Source organism: Emcibacter sp. (genome assembly GCF_048269205.1).
Taxonomy (GTDB): domain Bacteria; phylum Pseudomonadota; class Alphaproteobacteria; order Sphingomonadales; family Emcibacteraceae; genus Emcibacter.
Genome location: NZ_JBLXJC010000001.1, coordinates 1,409,117 through 1,424,466, shown reverse-complemented (window position 1 = coordinate 1,424,466; position 15,350 = coordinate 1,409,117). Strand labels below are relative to the sequence as shown.

The following is a 15,350-nucleotide window of genomic DNA, read 5'->3' as shown; positions in this document are numbered from 1 at the left end:
GCGGTCAAACGTGATGGTTCCCGGCACTGATTTGAAGGAAAGGAAGTGGTTATATGTCAAATAAATTCGAAAAAACGGTTTCAGGAGAAACTGCAAAACTGACGGTCGGAGATAAAACCACTGAGCTACCGATTTTCAAGGGCTCTGTCGGACCGGACGTCATTGACATTCGCACCCTTTACAGGGACACCGGAATGTTCACCTACGATCCCGGATTTACCTCCACTGCCAGTTGTGAATCCAGCATCACCTATATTGATGGTGACGAAGGTGTGCTGCTATATCGCGGTTATCCGATCGATGAACTTGCCAATAATGCAGACTTTATGGAAGTGGCCTACCTTCTGCTCAACGGCGAACTGCCAAACAAAGCGGAAAAAGAAAAATTTTCTCATGACATCACGTATCACACGATGATTCATGAGCAGATGGCCAAGTTTTTCAGCGGCTTCCGCCGCGACGCCCATCCCATGGCCATCATGGTCGGCGTGGTCGGCGCCATGTCCGCTTTCTATCATGACAGCACCGACATCAGCGATCCAAAACAGCGCAAGATCGCATCCTATCGCCTGATTGCGAAAATGCCGACCATTGCAGCCATGTCCTATAAATATTCCGTTGGCCAGCCGTTCGTATATCCGCGCAACGACCTCAGCTATGCCGAGAACTTCCTTTATATGACATTCGGTGTTCCCAGCTGCGAGCCCTATGAAGTTAGCCCGGTTCTCGCCAAAGCCATGGACAAAATTTTCACACTGCATGCCGACCACGAGCAGAATGCCTCTACATCAACAGTTCGTCTGGCGGGCTCTTCCGGCGCAAACCCCTTTGCCTGTATTGCGGCCGGCATCGCCTCCCTCTGGGGTCCGGCACATGGTGGCGCCAACGAGGCCTGCCTGAACATGCTCAACGAAATCGGCCATGTGGACAACATCCCCGAATTCATTAACCGGGCCAAGGATAAAAACGATCCTTTCCGTCTCATGGGCTTCGGTCACCGGGTCTATAAAAACTATGACCCGCGCGCCAAGGTCATGCAGGATACCGCTCACCAGGTTCTGCGCGAGCTGGGTATCAACGATGATCCGCTTCTGGATGTGGCCCGCGAACTGGAGCGGATTGCTCTTGAAGACGAATATTTCGGTGAAAAGAAACTCTACCCGAATGTGGACTTCTATTCCGGCATCATTCTGAAAGCCATGGGCTTCCCGACAGAGATGTTCACAGTTCTGTTTGCGCTGGCCCGTACCGTGGGCTGGATTGCACAGTGGGGTGAAATGATCGAGGACCCGACCCAGAGAATCGGTCGTCCGCGTCAGCTGTTTACCGGATCCCCGAAACGCTCTTTCGTTCCGATCGACAAGCGTTAAAATATTCAGACTACAAAAGAAAAGCCCGGTTTTTACCGGGCTTTTTTTGTGTCTGATAAATCAGCGATATTATTTTTCAATCAGTTCGATCATATATCCGTCGGGGTCCTTGATGAAGGCGATAACTGTCGATCCATGCTTCATCGGTCCCGGCTTCCGGGGAACTTCCACTCCCTGCGCTTCCAGCTTGCCACAGACATCATAAATACCTCTGACACCGAGTGCGATATGGCCGAAGCCATTGCCGAGATCATAAGGCTCTTCACGTCCCCAGTTGTGGGTAAGCTCGATGACAGTATTATTCGCCTCATCACCGTACCCTACGAATGCGAGGGTAAACTCCCCTTCGGGATAATCCTTTTTCCGTAGCAGCTTCATACCCAGGTTTCCGCAATAGAAATCAATGGACTTGTCCAGATCTTTCACCCGGATCATGGTATGAAGCATGCGAAATTCGGTCATTGGGTCCCGTCCTGTCAGTCGTCCACGATCATGGCCGTATAGGTTGCCTCTGCAACAAGCTGGCCATCTACCTTGCCCTGGGCGCTAAACTTCCAGACATTGCGCCGGTTTTGTTCCTTTTTCACATGCAGTTCAAGCTGATCGCCGGGAACCACCGGACGGCGGAATTTTGCACTGTCAACGGACATGAAGAATACAATCTTGCCCTCTGCTTCCTGTCCAAGGGTCAGCATAACCATGGCTGCCGACGTCTGGGCCATGGCTTCCACAATCAGCACTCCGGGCATAACCGGCTGTGCCGGGAAATGGCCCTGGAAAAAAGGCTCGTTGATGGTGACATTTTTGATACCGACAGCGGTTTCACCGGGCACGATATCCTTGAGGCTGTCTATCAACAGCATGGGATATCTGTGCGGGATAAGTTCCATGATACGCAGAACGTCAATTTCTGTCGGAATGCCCTTGGTTTCGTCGCTCATAAATTATCCAGTCCTTCTTCCTGAACCATAGTCCTGATGGCGATGTCTTAATGCTTTTATATGCCAAAGGCAAGAAAGACAACCCTGTCGGGGAGAAGCCAATATCTTTTTCCCCGATGGATGCCACTCGGCCTTGAAATAAAAATGCCCCGCCTCTCAGCGGGGCATCATTCGAAACGGAACTTGTTACTGCGCCGCCGGTGCCTTGGCCTCTACCTCGACAGCGGGCAGAACCTGATTAAGCTGCTCGATCACCTCGTCAGTGACATTAAGAGCGGCCGCGTGCTCAATCACCAGACTTTTATCGATAATCATGTTAGCACCGCGCTCCTTAAGGATCTTCTGGTAGATGGGAGTCAGGGCGCTTTGCAGTTTATTCTGCGCGTTCACGAGTGCAACTTCCAGCTCGCGGTTCTTTGCCTGCGCGTCACGCTGCATATCGGCAACCTTGCCCCGGAATTCCACAACTTTCTGCTCGTATACCTCTTTGGGTACGAGAGAACGCTGATTGGACAGGCTTTCCTCTTCTTTTTTCAGCTCGGTTTCCTTGGCAACGATCTCTGCCTGGAATTTCTGCCGGATCAGGTCAAGCTGACGGCGAATATCCTTACCGGCTGCTGAATCCATCGTGATCCTGCGGCTGTCAATAACAGCGATGGATACCTTGGGCAGTGCCTGTGCAGTTGCCTCTTCAACTGAAGAGAGTGAGTTGATGCCCAGCACAATGGCGGCCATCAGGGCAAATTTCGTAATATGTCTCATTAAAACCTTGTTCCGATGTTAAATTGGAAAAATTCCGTTTTGTCGTAATCATCTTTAAGCAATGCCTTGGCAAAGTCAATCCTGAAGGGCCCGAACGGTGACATCCAGGAGAAACCCACCCCGACGGATAGCCTGGGGGATACTGAGTCGCCTACAACAGAATGGATATTTCCTGTCCGGCTGTTCAGGAGTGTCGGCTCTTCATCAATGTCCCAAAGAGCACCCATATCCACAAAGGCACTTGCCTCAATACCCATTTCACGGGCGCCCGCACCAAGCGGCACAAACAACTCCAGAGAACCGGTATAATACATGTTACCTCCCAGAGCGTCGCGGGTCAGGTCGTCACGCGGCCCTATGCCCCCCTGTTCAAAGCCCCTGACTTTGGGGTTCCCCAGGAAAAAGCGATCGGACAGTCTTACGTCCTCGCTTATGCCGAACACATTACCTGCTTCAGTCGAAAGATTAAATATCCATTTCCCGAAAAGAGGATAATAGAAGTCATAGGAAACACGAGACCGCAGGTAGGATACATTGCCCCCGAGACCCGCAAAGTCCTGGTTGAAGACAAGCCTCTGACCCCGGCTGGGATGCTGGCGGTTGTTCAGTGTGTCATAGGAGACCCCATAGCCAACGGATGAGGTTGTGAATTTACCCACGTTGTTATCAAGATAGGGACTGCTGGAGACAAAGGTGGTTTCCACATCGTCAACCCGGATCGTGTAACGTCCGCTCATGACAATATATTCTGTAACAGGGAAAGCTGTCCTCAGGCTGCTGCCATAGGTCTGCTGTCGGAAGTCACTTTCCACAAAGTCCGTATCCCGGAGAAACAGGTCAATACCGGCCACGACAGCCCGGTCCAGAAAATAGGGTTCGGTAAAGCTGACATCCACTTCCTTGCGGTATGAGGAGATACGGGCGCCAAGGCGGAGATTCTGCCCCTTACCCATAAAGTTCCGCTCACCGATGCTAAAATCAAACAGGAAACTTTCCGTGCTTGAGAAACCGGCGCCAACGGATAGTTCACCGGTCGCCTGCTCCTCCACAGTCACATCAAGAACCGTCTGATCTTCAGAGGAACCTTCGAGCTGCTCGATCGTGGCTTCCTTGAAGTAACCCAGGCTTTTGATGCGGACTTCAGACCGCTTCACCTTGGAGGAATTGTAGGCATCCCCCTCAACAATACGCATTTCACGGCGGATTACCTTGTCGTGGGTTCGTACGTTACCATTAATGTTGACGCGCTCCACATAGACACGCGGCGCCTTGTTAACAACATAGGTAATATCAACGGTACGTTCCTCACGGTTACGGCGAATCCTCGGCCGCACATCCACAAATGCATAGCCTTTGAGGCCAGCAACATCGGTCAGGAACTCTACGGTTCTGTCAATCTGCGTGGAATCATAGATATTGCCGCTTCTGGTCAGGACCAGCGGCTTGAGATCCTCGGCTTTGATGTCGGGAATCTTACTTTCCACATCAATCTTGCCAAAGTTATAGATTTCACCTTCCTCAACCGTCACATTGATGAAGAAATGTTCCTTGTCGTGGGCAAGTTCCGCCACAGCAGACGTAATCCGGAAATCTGCATAACCCTGGGAACGATAGTAGTCCCTCAACAACTGCTTGTCATAAGCCAGACGATCCGGATCGTAGGTATCCTCGGAAGTCAGGATTTTCCACCAACGACTTTCCTTGGTCGCCATGACCCCGCGAAGAACATCATTGTCGAACTGTTTGTTCCCCATGAAGTTAATCTTGCCGATCTTGCTTTTCGGGCCCTCGCTGATCTCAAAGACCAGGTTTACCCTGTTCTGGTCAAGCTGGATCACCTTTGGCTCGATAGTGGCGGCAAAGCGGCCGGCGCGGCGATATACTTCAAGAAGTCTCTGCACGTCGGCACGGACTTTGGCACGGGAAAATACGATACGCGGGCGCAGGGTTATTTCTTCATAAAGCTTGTCGTCCTTCTTGGACTTGTTGCCTTCGAACACAATCCTGTTAAGGATCGGATTTTCCACCACATCCACAACCAGTTTTTCGCCTGAGCGGCCGATTTTCACGTCGGAAAAAAGGCCTGTATTGAACAGTCGCTTGAGGGACGCATCCACCTTCTCTTCGGAATAATCATCGCCCTCGTTGACCAGAAGATAGGATTTGATGGTTTCAGCCTCGATACGCTGGTTGCCGACCACGACAATCTCCGAAATCACCAGACCGGTGCCATAGACACCCTGCTGGGCATGAGAGACCGAGCTCAGCACTGCGGGCACAAGGCAGAATAAACAAAATAAAGATGAAACTCTAAAGAAGCGATTTAACACTAGTACATTTTCCTGTTTATTATCTTTTCAGGCTATTCAGCCTGCCAACCCCATCAAGTCGTTCATTGTGGCAAATATCATTAACCCAAGAATGATCACTAATCCAATACGAAATCCAAATTCCTGCGTTCTTTCGCTCAATTTCCGGCCCAGTGCTGCTTCAAACCCGTAAAAAAGCAGATGCCCCCCGTCCAGCATCGGAATGGGCAGAAGATTAATAATGCCCAAATTAATCGAAATCATGGCAATAATATTAATATAGGAAAGAATCCCCTCTTCGACTGATACACTGACTATCTGGGCTATTTTGATGGGCCCCCCCAGTTCTTTCGTGGAGCGGTCGCCGCTGATGATCTGCCAGAGCCCCAGGAACGACCGTTCGATAATATTCCCGGTCTCTATAACAGCTTCCCACAGGGAAGCGAATATACCCATTTCCCTGATCTGCATATCAAAAGCCCGGACGATACCGATAATCGGCGCCGTTCTTTCCTCTCCATTGTCCGTAAAGGTCTGCATCCGCGGTGTAACCTCGAACGTCAACTCCTGGCCGTTACGAACAACACCAATTGTAATCGGCCGACCGTCATGTTCTCTGATTGTATTCTGGAGAAACCGGTAACTGGTGATCGATTGGCCGTTCACGGTTTCGAGCCGGTCACCTGGCTTTAGTCCAGCCTGCTCTGCCGGACTGCCCGAAGAAACAGCACCGATCAGTATATTGTGGCTCAAGCCCATATGAGGCAGCTTCACCGGATCGCCAAACATATCCTTGGCATCGATAAACTCCGGCATCACACGGAGCGTCAGCGGCACCCCGTTGCGCAGGATTTCCACCTCGATCTCGGTCCCCACATTCATGATTTCGTTCAGCAGAACATCCCGGAAACTGTCGACCTTGTCGCCATCCATGGACACGATCTCGTCACCCGGCATAAAGCCTGCCTTCTCTGCCGGGCTGTCGACAACAACCTTATCCACCACCGGCGGTATATAAGGCCGGCCAAGGAAAGCAAAAAACGAAGCCAGGATCAGGACCGCGAACAGAAGATTTACGAATGGGCCGGCAAACACAATCGCCGCCCTCTGGTAAAGTGGCTTATAATGAAAAGCGACCGCCTTTTCCTCGGCTGTCATACCCTGAAGCGAATCTTCATCCGGTGTGCTTGAAGCTCCGGCATCACCAAAAAACTTCACATAGCCGCCAAGCGGAATATAACTGAATTTCCAGCGGGTACCGTTCCTGTCCGTCCGCCCCCAGATTTCGCGTCCAAAGCCGATGGAAAAAACATCCACCCTGACACCACAGAGGCGAGCCACAATATAGTGGCCCCACTCGTGAACAAATACAAGCATCGACAAGGCTATTACAAAGGCAATGCCATAATATAGATAAGAAAACAGAGTTTCCATAATTCGTCTTCTAGTTACCCATGAACCCTGCTGAAACCCTGCGTGCCTCACGATCTATTTCGTGAACTGTTTGCAGACATTTCAGGTCCGTCGAGCCCATGGCGTCAAGCGTTTTCTCTACAATCCTGGAAATTTCCAGGAACCCTATTTTCCCCTCGAGAAAGGCATGTACCGCAATTTCGTTGGCAGCGTTGAGGATAGTAGGCGCACTGCCACCCGTTTGCAATGCTTCTCTTGCAAGTTTCAGCGCCGGAAAACGCACCGGATCCGGCTCGAAGAAGTCAAGTCGTCCAAGCCGGGCAAGATCAAGCTGACGTGCCGGCGTGCCGATACGTTCCGGCCAGGCAAGCGTATAGGATATGGGTGTGCGCATATCCGGCGAGCCAAGCTGGGCCAATACAGAACCATCCACATAGGACACCATACTGTGAACAACCGATTGCGGATGGACAATAATTTCAATTTTGTCTTCGGAAACCGGAAAAAGGTGATAAGCCTCGATCAGCTCAAGTCCCTTGTTCATCATGGTGGCGGAATCAACGGAAATCTTGGCTCCCATGTCCCAGTTGGGGTGAGAAACCGCCTGACAGGGCGTTACCTTTGCCATTTCCTCGAGAGAATTCTGGTAAAATGGTCCGCCGGATGCCGTCAGAGTAACATGGGAGATTTTTTCGGGTTGCTCGAAGTCAAAGACCTGGAAAATGGCGTTATGCTCGGAATCCACAGGCAACAGAGTAGCGTTGTGCTCCAGTACTTCTCTCATGACCAGGTCACCGGCACAGACAAGACATTCCTTGTTGGCCAGGGCAACTATGGCGCCGCGGCGAATGGCACTCAGGGTGGGTTCCAGCCCGGCAGCGCCGACGATGGACGCCATGACCCAATCCGAAGGAAGTGAAGCGGCCTCAACCAGAGCCGCCTGCCCCGCCCCGACGCGGATATTGGTACCGGACAACGCCTCTTTCAGCGCGCCATAGCAGCTTTCGTCAGCCACGACCGCCATTTTTGCGTCAAACTTGATGGCTTGTTCCGCAAGCTCCCGCACACTCCTGTTGGCCGTCAGAGCCACTACTCTGTATTGCTCGGGATATCGCCCAACCAGATCCAGAGTGTTACAGCCAATGGAACCGGTCGACCCCAGCACCGACACTGTTCTAATCTTTCTGTTTTTCGGCAGAAGCGATGCTTCCATTCAAATTCTCCTTAGGCCCCGAAATACAGATACAGGGCCACAACCGGCATCACGAACAGAATACCATCCACCCGGTCCATAATTCCGCCATGACCGGGGATAATAGCACCGGAATCCTTGACATCGAACTTTCTTTTGACCGCGGATTCAGCCAGATCACCAACCTGGCTCCAGAGCGCAAGCACAATTGAGGCAGCCGCATACAGATAAAGCGGCTCGAAGCCGAAAAACCGCGCTGACATCACACCTGTGACAACAGCCAGAAGAGCACCACCCACAAGGCCAGCCCAGGTCTTGTTGGGGCTGATCCGTGGTGACATTTTGGGACCACCGATTTTCTTGCCGGCAAAATAGGCGCCCGTATCCATGGACCAGACGATAATCATGGCCCAGAGGATAACATAGGCGCCGCCCACCACGAATTCGCGAAGCCATATCATGGCAAGGGCCGGCAGCAAGGCATAGAACCCCCCGGCTATCGCCAATTTGAAATCCTTTTTACTCAGCAAAGCCGCCAGAAGAACAGCATTCAGAAAAACGATAACATCAATAATTGTCACGGTTCCCTGAAGTTTCATTCCGCAGCCAAGCGCAATGACAAGTAGGGCCTGAACCAGGAACAGAGGGGTTTTCCATTTGCCGGTCGTAATCATATTCCATTCCAGAAGAATGAGTACAGATAACAACAGGATAACGACGGTATAGGCCCAGCCGCCAAAAAGAATAAGTGCGATGGCAACCGGCAACATGACCAGGGCAGACAGTATTCTCAGAAGAAGATTGTTCATTATATGAATAAGCCCCGGTTTCCGGTCAATTGATCATCAGGGGCGTGCCCCGTAACGCCTTTCGCGCTTGTGGTATTCGCAGATCGCCTGGGACAAGCTGTTCTCGTCAAAATCCGGCCACAGCGTCTCGACAAATATGAATTCGGAATAAGCAGCCTGCCAAAGCAGGAAGTTGCTCAGGCGCTGTTCACCACTGGTGCGAATAATCACATCCGGATCAGGAATGTCCGGCAAGTATAGGTGTTCCGCGAATGTTTTTTCATCAATCTCGTCAGGAGAAAGGCGCCCCTCTGCAACCTCCCGGGCAAGCTCCCGGGCTGCCATCACTATTTCGGCCTGAGACCCATAGTTGAGAGCCAGTACAAGCTGCAGGCCGTTATTATTGAGGGTTTTCTGCTCGGCACTCGTGATCAGCTCATTGATAGAAGGGCTGAGGCGTTCACGCCCGCCCATGAAGCGGAGCCGGACATTCTGCTCGTGCAACTGATCAATTTCGTTGTTAAGATAGTGTTTCAGAAGCCCCATCAGATCCTTGACTTCTTCTTCCGGACGCTTCCAGTTTTCAGAGGAAAAGGCATAAAGGGTGAGATATTTCACCCCGATCCTGGAGCATTCCCGCACACATTTGCGGACGACTTCTGCGCCCTTGCGGTGCCCTGCCACTCTTGGCAGCAGGCGCTTCTTGGCCCAGCGGCCGTTCCCGTCCATGATAATGGCGATATGGGCCGGCGGCGATGCCACATCCGCCAATTCCGCAATCGTTTCTGCCTCTTCAGCCACAAGCATCAAGAAATCCCTAATCAGACCTGCATTATTTCTTTTTCTTTTGCTGCGGTCAGTGTGTCTATTTCAGCAACCCTGCTGTCAGTGAGCTTCTGGATCTGCTCTCCCAGATTCTTCTGCTCATCTTGACTTATTTCACCGTCTTTTTCCAGCTTCTTGATGGTATCCATGCCGTCACGACGTACATTTCTTACGGCAATCTTGGCCTGTTCAGCATATTTACCCGCTACTTTGCTCAATTCCTGACGCCGTTCCTCGTTGAGTTCCGGGATCGGAATGCGCAGATTCTGGCCGTCAACAACCGGATTCAGCCCAAGTCCGGCGTTTCTGATTGCTTTTTCCACAGCGCTGACAAGGGTCTTGTCCCAGACCTGGACGCTGATCAGACGGGCCTCCGGTGTCGCCACCGTGCCGACCTGATTAAGCGGCATGTTCGAGCCGTAAGCATCAACCACCACCGGATCCAGAAGGTTCACAGACGCCCTGCCGGTCCGCAGGCCCGTAAACTCCGTCTTCAGATTTTCAATGGCGCCGTCCATGCGCCGCTTAAGATCATCAATTTTCAGTTCAGATGACATCTTGTCTCACTCCTGACGTATTATTGTAAATTGCCCTTCGCCCTTCAGGACACGGGCAAATTCACCAGGTTCATGAATAGAAAATACAAGTATGGGAATATCATTCTCGCGGGCAAGCGCGATGGCAGACGTATCCATTACCTGCAGGTTGCGCGTCAACACCTCCTGATAGGACAGACTGTCATATTTTTCCGCCTGCGGATCCTGCTTCGGATCCGCCGTATATACACCATTGACCTGGGTACCCTTGAGCAGAGCATTACAGTTCATTTCTGCTGCCCTGAGCGCAGCTGCAGTATCGGTTGTAAAGAACGGGTTCCCTGTGCCTGCTGCAAATACAACCACCCGGCCCTTTTCCATATGCCGAATGGCGCGTCGGCGAATATAGGGTTCACAAACGGTGGAAATGGGAAATGCGGAAAGAACCCTGGTATCGACGCCGATTTTCTCCAGTGCATTCTGTATCGCAAGAGAATTCATCACCGTCGCCAGCATACCCATATGGTCTGCTGAGGTCCGATCAAAGCCACTGGCCACACCGGACATGCCGCGAAAAATATTACCTGCCCCAACGACAAGACAAACCTCTACCCCAAGTTCTCTGACCGTCTTGACTTCCTCGGCGATACGGTTGACCATCTTCGTGTCTATGCCATATTCCAGCTCCCCCATTAGAGCCTCGCCGGACAATTTCAGCAGCACTCTTTTATAACGGGGTTCCTCGGACATATTGCAGACACCTGTAGAAGTTTGTGAATTTTTTATCAATGTAGTTGCAGTTTCGCACATCTTGCATCACGGACAAGGATAAGTCCATGAAGAATATACGAAACGGGCCCATTTACCCAGCCCTGACAATATGGACGGCAAATGAGCCCGAATGATGACTAATGTTAGTTGCCAGCGGCAGCAGCAACCTCAGCAGCAAAATCGTCTTCTTCTTTTTCAATACCTTCACCAAGAGCAAGACGGACAAATCCCGTAACCTTGATGTCTGTACCGGCTGATTTTGCGGCGTTATCAACAACCTTGGAAACCTTTGTTTCACCGTCAATCACGAAAGTCTGTTCCAGAAGAACGACTTCTTCGTAATATTTACGAATACGGCCCTCGATCATTTTCTCGATAATGTTATCGGGCTTGCCAGATTCACGGGCCTGCTCGATCAGTACGTTGCGCTCGCGCTCCAGCAGTTCCGGATCAAGGTCCTCGACAGACAGGGAAGCCGGGTTCGTCGCGGCAACATGCATGGCCAACTGTTTGCCCAGGGCAGAGAGGGTTGCTTCGTCAGCATCTGATTCCAGGGCAACAAGCACAGCGATTTTACCCATACCGTCAACCACAGTACCGTGGATGTATGAGGCAACGACCCCTTTGTCCACGCTCAGGCCAATTGAACGACGGAAGTTCATATTTTCGCCAATGGTGCCAACGGCTTCTTTAACTTCCTCGGCAACATTGCGGGATGTTCCCGGATATGTCGCATTTTGGGTAGCCTCAAAATCGCCATTGTTGTCCAGAGCGATCTGGGCAATGTTCTTCACCATTGCCTGGAATTTTTCGTTACGGGCAACAAAGTCTGTTTCAGAGTTCACCTCGATGGCAACGGCGCGCGCACCGGAAGCCGCCACGGCAACAAGACCCTCGGCAGCAACACGACCCGCTTTTTTCTCAGCCTTGGCGATACCTTTCTGACGCAACCAGTCAACGGATGCTTCCAGGTCACCATCATTTTCAGCCAGAGCTTTCTTACAATCCATCATGCCTGCGCCGGTTTTGTCGCGCAGTTCCTTAACCAATGCAGCAGTAATTTGAGCCATTTTCTTTCCTTGAGCTTTTCGGAATAAAAATCATTGCCGGTTCGCTACAGCATTAGCGGCTTGGAACCGGCAACTCCAATGAAATTTCTAAGAAGCTTTTTCTTCTGCAACAGCCTCTTTTTCGGCTGGGGCTTCTTCAGCGGCCGGTGCTTCTTTAGCGGCCGGGGCTTCTTCAGCAGCGGGAGCTTCCTCGGCGGGCGCCTCAGCAACTTCCACTTCAGCAGCCAGAGCCGGTTCCACCGGATTTTCTTCCTCGCCGATGTCAACACCGTGACCGGAAAGTTCCTGCTGGATACCTTCGAGAACGGAATCGGCCAGCAGATCACAATAGAGCTGGATAGCGCGCGTTGCGTCATCGTTACCAGGGATCGGGAAATCCACACCTTCAGGGTTGCTGTTGGTATCCAGAATACCGACCACAGGAATTCCAAGCTTCCGGGCTTCCTGAATAGCAAGCTCTTCCTTGTTGGTGTCAATCACCACAATAACGTTCGGCAGACCACCCATGTCCTTGATACCACCAAGAGAACGTTCCAGTTTGTCACGCTCGCGGGTCAATTGCAGAATTTCCTTCTTGGTCAGACCGGAATGCTCCTGGCTCAGAAGCTCCTCCAGGGTCTTGAGACGTTTGATTGAGTTGGAAATTGTCTGCCAGTTTGTCAGCATGCCGCCAAGCCAGCGGTGGTTGACATAGTACTGACCACAACGTTTCGCAGCTTCTGCAATCGGGCTGGAAGCCTGACGCTTGGTGCCAACGAACAATACACGACCGCCAGCAGCGGTCACGTCACGAACCTGTTCCATGGCGCGATGCAAAAGAGGAACGGTAATCGACAGATTGATGATATGAATCTTGTTACGTACACCGAAGATATAGTCGCCCATACGGGGATTCCAACGGTGGGCCTGATGGCCAAAATGTACACCAGCTTCCAAAAGCTGACGCATGGTAAAGCTAGGCATTGCCATGTCTTTTCTCCTTTTCCGGTTAATCCTCCGCGGGCATTGGTCTTTATAGACACCGGAAAGTCGACCTCAATATGTAGGAGGCAAACTTCTAAGCCCGCGTGTGAAGTAGGCGCGTATTACGATGTTTTTCAGGGAAAAGCAAGGGGCAAATCGTGAAAAACCACAAAAAACAAAGGAAAATATAAAAACGCTCTCTGCGGGAAACGATGGCATCAAACAAAAATGTGAGCGGCTCGTACAGATATCCGCTCACATTCATTCTTTTCTCAGTCCGGCCAAACTAAAAGGGCGGAGAGTATAACCTCAGTTTCAGGGTTTGCGGCGACGCAGCCCCATGACAACCAGTCCCAGTCCAAGCAGGCCCAGCACAGCGGGCTCGGAAATTTCTTCTGCTGTGATGAACACTGATGTGAAAAGTGTGGTGAAGGCGCCTTCCACTGTCATGAAACCCTGACAACCCGGTGCTGCACCGGCAGTCAGACAGGCATCGTCATCAAGGAATGATGACAGTCCAAGATCAAGGGTCACAGTGTACAACCAGCCATCAACAACAAAGCTGAAGTCCAGGGCGCCCGGATTGGCCAAGACGAAGATGTCATCACATACGCCGACAGAGCCAGGCAGGCAGGTACCAGTGATATTTTCTGTTTCCTTGAAATTAATGAACAGTGGAAATTCAATCGGACCAAGGGCAAATCCCGGCGGCGTCACAGCTGTCAGGGAAATAGCGTCCTGAATCGTCACTTGCCTCAGGGAAGAGTTTACAGAAATAACATTATTCACATGTGTCAATGTTGCGGCGGCCTGAGCAGGCCCATTGGTCATCAGGCCATTGACTTCGGTGTGGCCGGTTGCATTATCATCTGGTGACAGAAGCGGGTCATAACCAGCCTGGTCACCAAGCAGGATCATACTGCGACGACCATCCGTCCCCCCCCAGCTTATCCAGTCAACGTTATTGGTAATGACAGCCCCGGGTTCGCCGATGGAGGAACCCGCCGGGAAAAAAGCATCCGCAGTAAAGTCCCATTCTGTAATCAGGGTACCGGCATTTGCGGTAACGGAAACAAAAACAGTTGCAGCAACGCCGATGGCAAGGGAAGTGAGTTTTTTAATGATCATGACAGTCTCCAATGAATTCACTCTAAACGAACGGTATTCCAAATCGAATAAGCGAGAAGAAGAACTGCGAATGTTCCGTCACGGAACCATCTGGTGCGCCTCTTATCACTATTTAAGAAGCAAATAATGTGCCAATTTTCGAGATCTGTTTCTTTGCAAAGACTTATGGGAAATTGGTCTGGAGACCCGGATTATAAATGTAAAGAAAGCCGACACTCCTGAACAAAGAAATCACCGCCTGTAAAAAACGAAATTAATTTTTCCTATTATTTTCCATGCTGTTAGCATCGGCTGGAATGAAACAGGCGTCGATTTCCATGTGTAAAGTTTTTCGACACAAAAAAAGAGCGGTTATTTATGATAACCGCTCTTTTCTTTATTTTATTTCTGTCCAGTGATTATGACACCGGGCGTAGCTCTTCAAAAGCCTCAGGCTTTACGGCGACGCAGGCCCGCGAAGACAAGACCCAGTCCGAGAAGACCCAGCATTGCCGGCTCGGAAACTTCTTCAGCAGTGATGAACACTGATGTGAAGAGAGTTGTGAAAGTGTCTTCTTCAGTCATGAAGCCCTGACAACCTGATTCAGCACCGGCAGCGGCACAGGCATCGTCATCCAGGAAGGATGTGGCACCCAGGTCCAGAGTTACAGTGTATTTGTAACCGTCTTCAGTGAAGCTGAAGGACAGGTTTTCCGGGTTTACCAGAACGAAGATGTCGTCACAAACGCTGACGGAGTCACCCGCACAATCCTCGGGAGTAGCATCCGGGTTGTTAACCAGGTTCGGTGTTTCCTGAAATTCAATGAACAGCGGGAACACAACCGGGCCAAGGCTAAAGCCTGACGGAGTTACAGCTTCCAGGCTGATGGAGTCAATGATAGTAACGGTTGCCAGTGATGTTGCTGTAGAAATCACGTTATTCACGTGAGTCAGGGTAGCAGCAGCTTCGGCAGGACCGTTGGTCTGGATGCCGTTTACCTGGGTCAGACCATTTGCATTGTCAGATACTGACAGGTTGTTGTCGTAACCGGCCTGGTCACCAATTACCAGATGGCTGCGACGTCCGTCTTCACCACCCCAGGAAATATAGTCACCATTGTTTTCAAGAATAGCCTGCGGATCACCAGTTTCACCAGCGAAAAACGCGTTAGCTGTCAAATCCCATTCTGTAATCAGGGTTCCTGCGTTAGCAGATCCCGCAAACACGACACTCGCGAACACGCCAGCGATGAGGGAAATTACTTTATTGCTTTTCACAATAACCTCCTGTGAAGTTCGTATG

Annotated in this window: 15 protein-coding genes; 1 reads left to right on the top strand and 14 read right to left on the bottom strand. The window is 51.1% G+C overall.

Going from position 1 to position 15,350, the window contains the following annotated elements:
* Positions 1–53: 53 nt before the first annotated feature.
* Positions 54–1,370: a citrate synthase gene (gltA, locus tag ACN0YD_RS06665; RefSeq protein ID WP_417318044.1), complete on the top strand. Its 1,317-nt coding sequence runs from the start codon at positions 54–56 to the stop codon at positions 1,368–1,370.
* A 69-nt stretch (positions 1,371–1,439) separates the two neighbouring features.
* Here gltA and gloA read toward each other — a convergent pair whose 3' ends face one another.
* The 14 genes from gloA to ACN0YD_RS06595 all read right to left on the bottom strand — a co-directional run bounded on the left by gloA (position 1,440) and on the right by ACN0YD_RS06595 (position 15,325).
* Positions 1,440–1,832, bottom strand: coding sequence for a lactoylglutathione lyase (gene gloA, locus ACN0YD_RS06660; protein ID WP_417318042.1), 393 nt, complete (start codon positions 1,830–1,832; stop codon positions 1,440–1,442).
* A 14-nt stretch (positions 1,833–1,846) separates the two neighbouring features.
* On the bottom strand, positions 1,847–2,311 hold the full coding sequence (fabZ, locus tag ACN0YD_RS06655; RefSeq protein ID WP_417318040.1) for a 3-hydroxyacyl-ACP dehydratase FabZ: 465 nt from the start codon (positions 2,309–2,311) through the stop codon (positions 1,847–1,849).
* A 186-nt stretch (positions 2,312–2,497) separates the two neighbouring features.
* Positions 2,498–3,073 (bottom strand): OmpH family outer membrane protein, encoded by a 576-nt coding sequence (locus tag ACN0YD_RS06650; RefSeq protein WP_417318039.1) that lies wholly within the window; start codon positions 3,071–3,073, stop codon positions 2,498–2,500.
* Positions 3,073–5,343 (bottom strand): outer membrane protein assembly factor BamA, encoded by a 2,271-nt coding sequence (gene bamA / locus ACN0YD_RS06645; protein ID WP_417318037.1) that lies wholly within the window; start codon positions 5,341–5,343, stop codon positions 3,073–3,075. The genes ACN0YD_RS06650 and bamA overlap by 1 nt, the downstream gene beginning before the upstream one ends.
* A 96-nt stretch (positions 5,344–5,439) precedes the next feature.
* On the bottom strand, positions 5,440–6,816 hold the full coding sequence (rseP, locus tag ACN0YD_RS06640; protein WP_417318035.1) for an RIP metalloprotease RseP: 1,377 nt from the start codon (positions 6,814–6,816) through the stop codon (positions 5,440–5,442).
* A gap of 10 nt (positions 6,817–6,826) precedes the next feature.
* On the bottom strand, positions 6,827–8,008 hold the full coding sequence (locus ACN0YD_RS06635) for a 1-deoxy-D-xylulose-5-phosphate reductoisomerase (protein WP_417318033.1): 1,182 nt from the start codon (positions 8,006–8,008) through the stop codon (positions 6,827–6,829).
* An 11-nt stretch (positions 8,009–8,019) separates the two neighbouring features.
* Positions 8,020–8,796, bottom strand: coding sequence for a phosphatidate cytidylyltransferase (locus ACN0YD_RS06630; RefSeq protein ID WP_417318031.1), 777 nt, complete (start codon positions 8,794–8,796; stop codon positions 8,020–8,022).
* Between the two features lie 36 nt (positions 8,797–8,832).
* Positions 8,833–9,582 (bottom strand): isoprenyl transferase, encoded by a 750-nt coding sequence (locus tag ACN0YD_RS06625; protein WP_417318029.1) that lies wholly within the window; start codon positions 9,580–9,582, stop codon positions 8,833–8,835.
* 14 nt (positions 9,583–9,596) lie between these two features.
* Positions 9,597–10,157: a ribosome recycling factor gene (gene frr, locus ACN0YD_RS06620; RefSeq protein ID WP_417318027.1), complete on the bottom strand. Its 561-nt coding sequence runs from the start codon at positions 10,155–10,157 to the stop codon at positions 9,597–9,599.
* A gap of 6 nt (positions 10,158–10,163) precedes the next feature.
* Positions 10,164–10,886 (bottom strand): UMP kinase, encoded by a 723-nt coding sequence (pyrH, locus tag ACN0YD_RS06615; protein WP_417318025.1) that lies wholly within the window; start codon positions 10,884–10,886, stop codon positions 10,164–10,166.
* A 164-nt stretch (positions 10,887–11,050) separates the two neighbouring features.
* Positions 11,051–11,977 carry a translation elongation factor Ts gene (gene tsf, locus ACN0YD_RS06610; protein WP_417318023.1) on the bottom strand — a complete coding sequence of 309 codons (927 nt, stop codon included), beginning with the start codon at positions 11,975–11,977 and terminating at the stop codon, positions 11,051–11,053.
* 87 nt (positions 11,978–12,064) lie between these two features.
* A complete protein-coding gene (rpsB, locus tag ACN0YD_RS06605) occupies positions 12,065–12,946 on the bottom strand; it encodes a 30S ribosomal protein S2 (protein ID WP_417318022.1) in 882 nt (293 codons plus the stop codon).
* A gap of 309 nt (positions 12,947–13,255) precedes the next feature.
* The gene (locus tag ACN0YD_RS06600) at positions 13,256–14,068 is read right to left on the bottom strand and encodes a THxN family PEP-CTERM protein (protein ID WP_417318020.1); all 813 of its coding nucleotides are present in this window, start codon (positions 14,066–14,068) and stop codon (positions 13,256–13,258) included.
* A gap of 429 nt (positions 14,069–14,497) precedes the next feature.
* Positions 14,498–15,325, bottom strand: coding sequence for a THxN family PEP-CTERM protein (locus ACN0YD_RS06595; RefSeq protein ID WP_417318018.1), 828 nt, complete (start codon positions 15,323–15,325; stop codon positions 14,498–14,500).
* Positions 15,326–15,350: the final 25 nt, after the last annotated feature.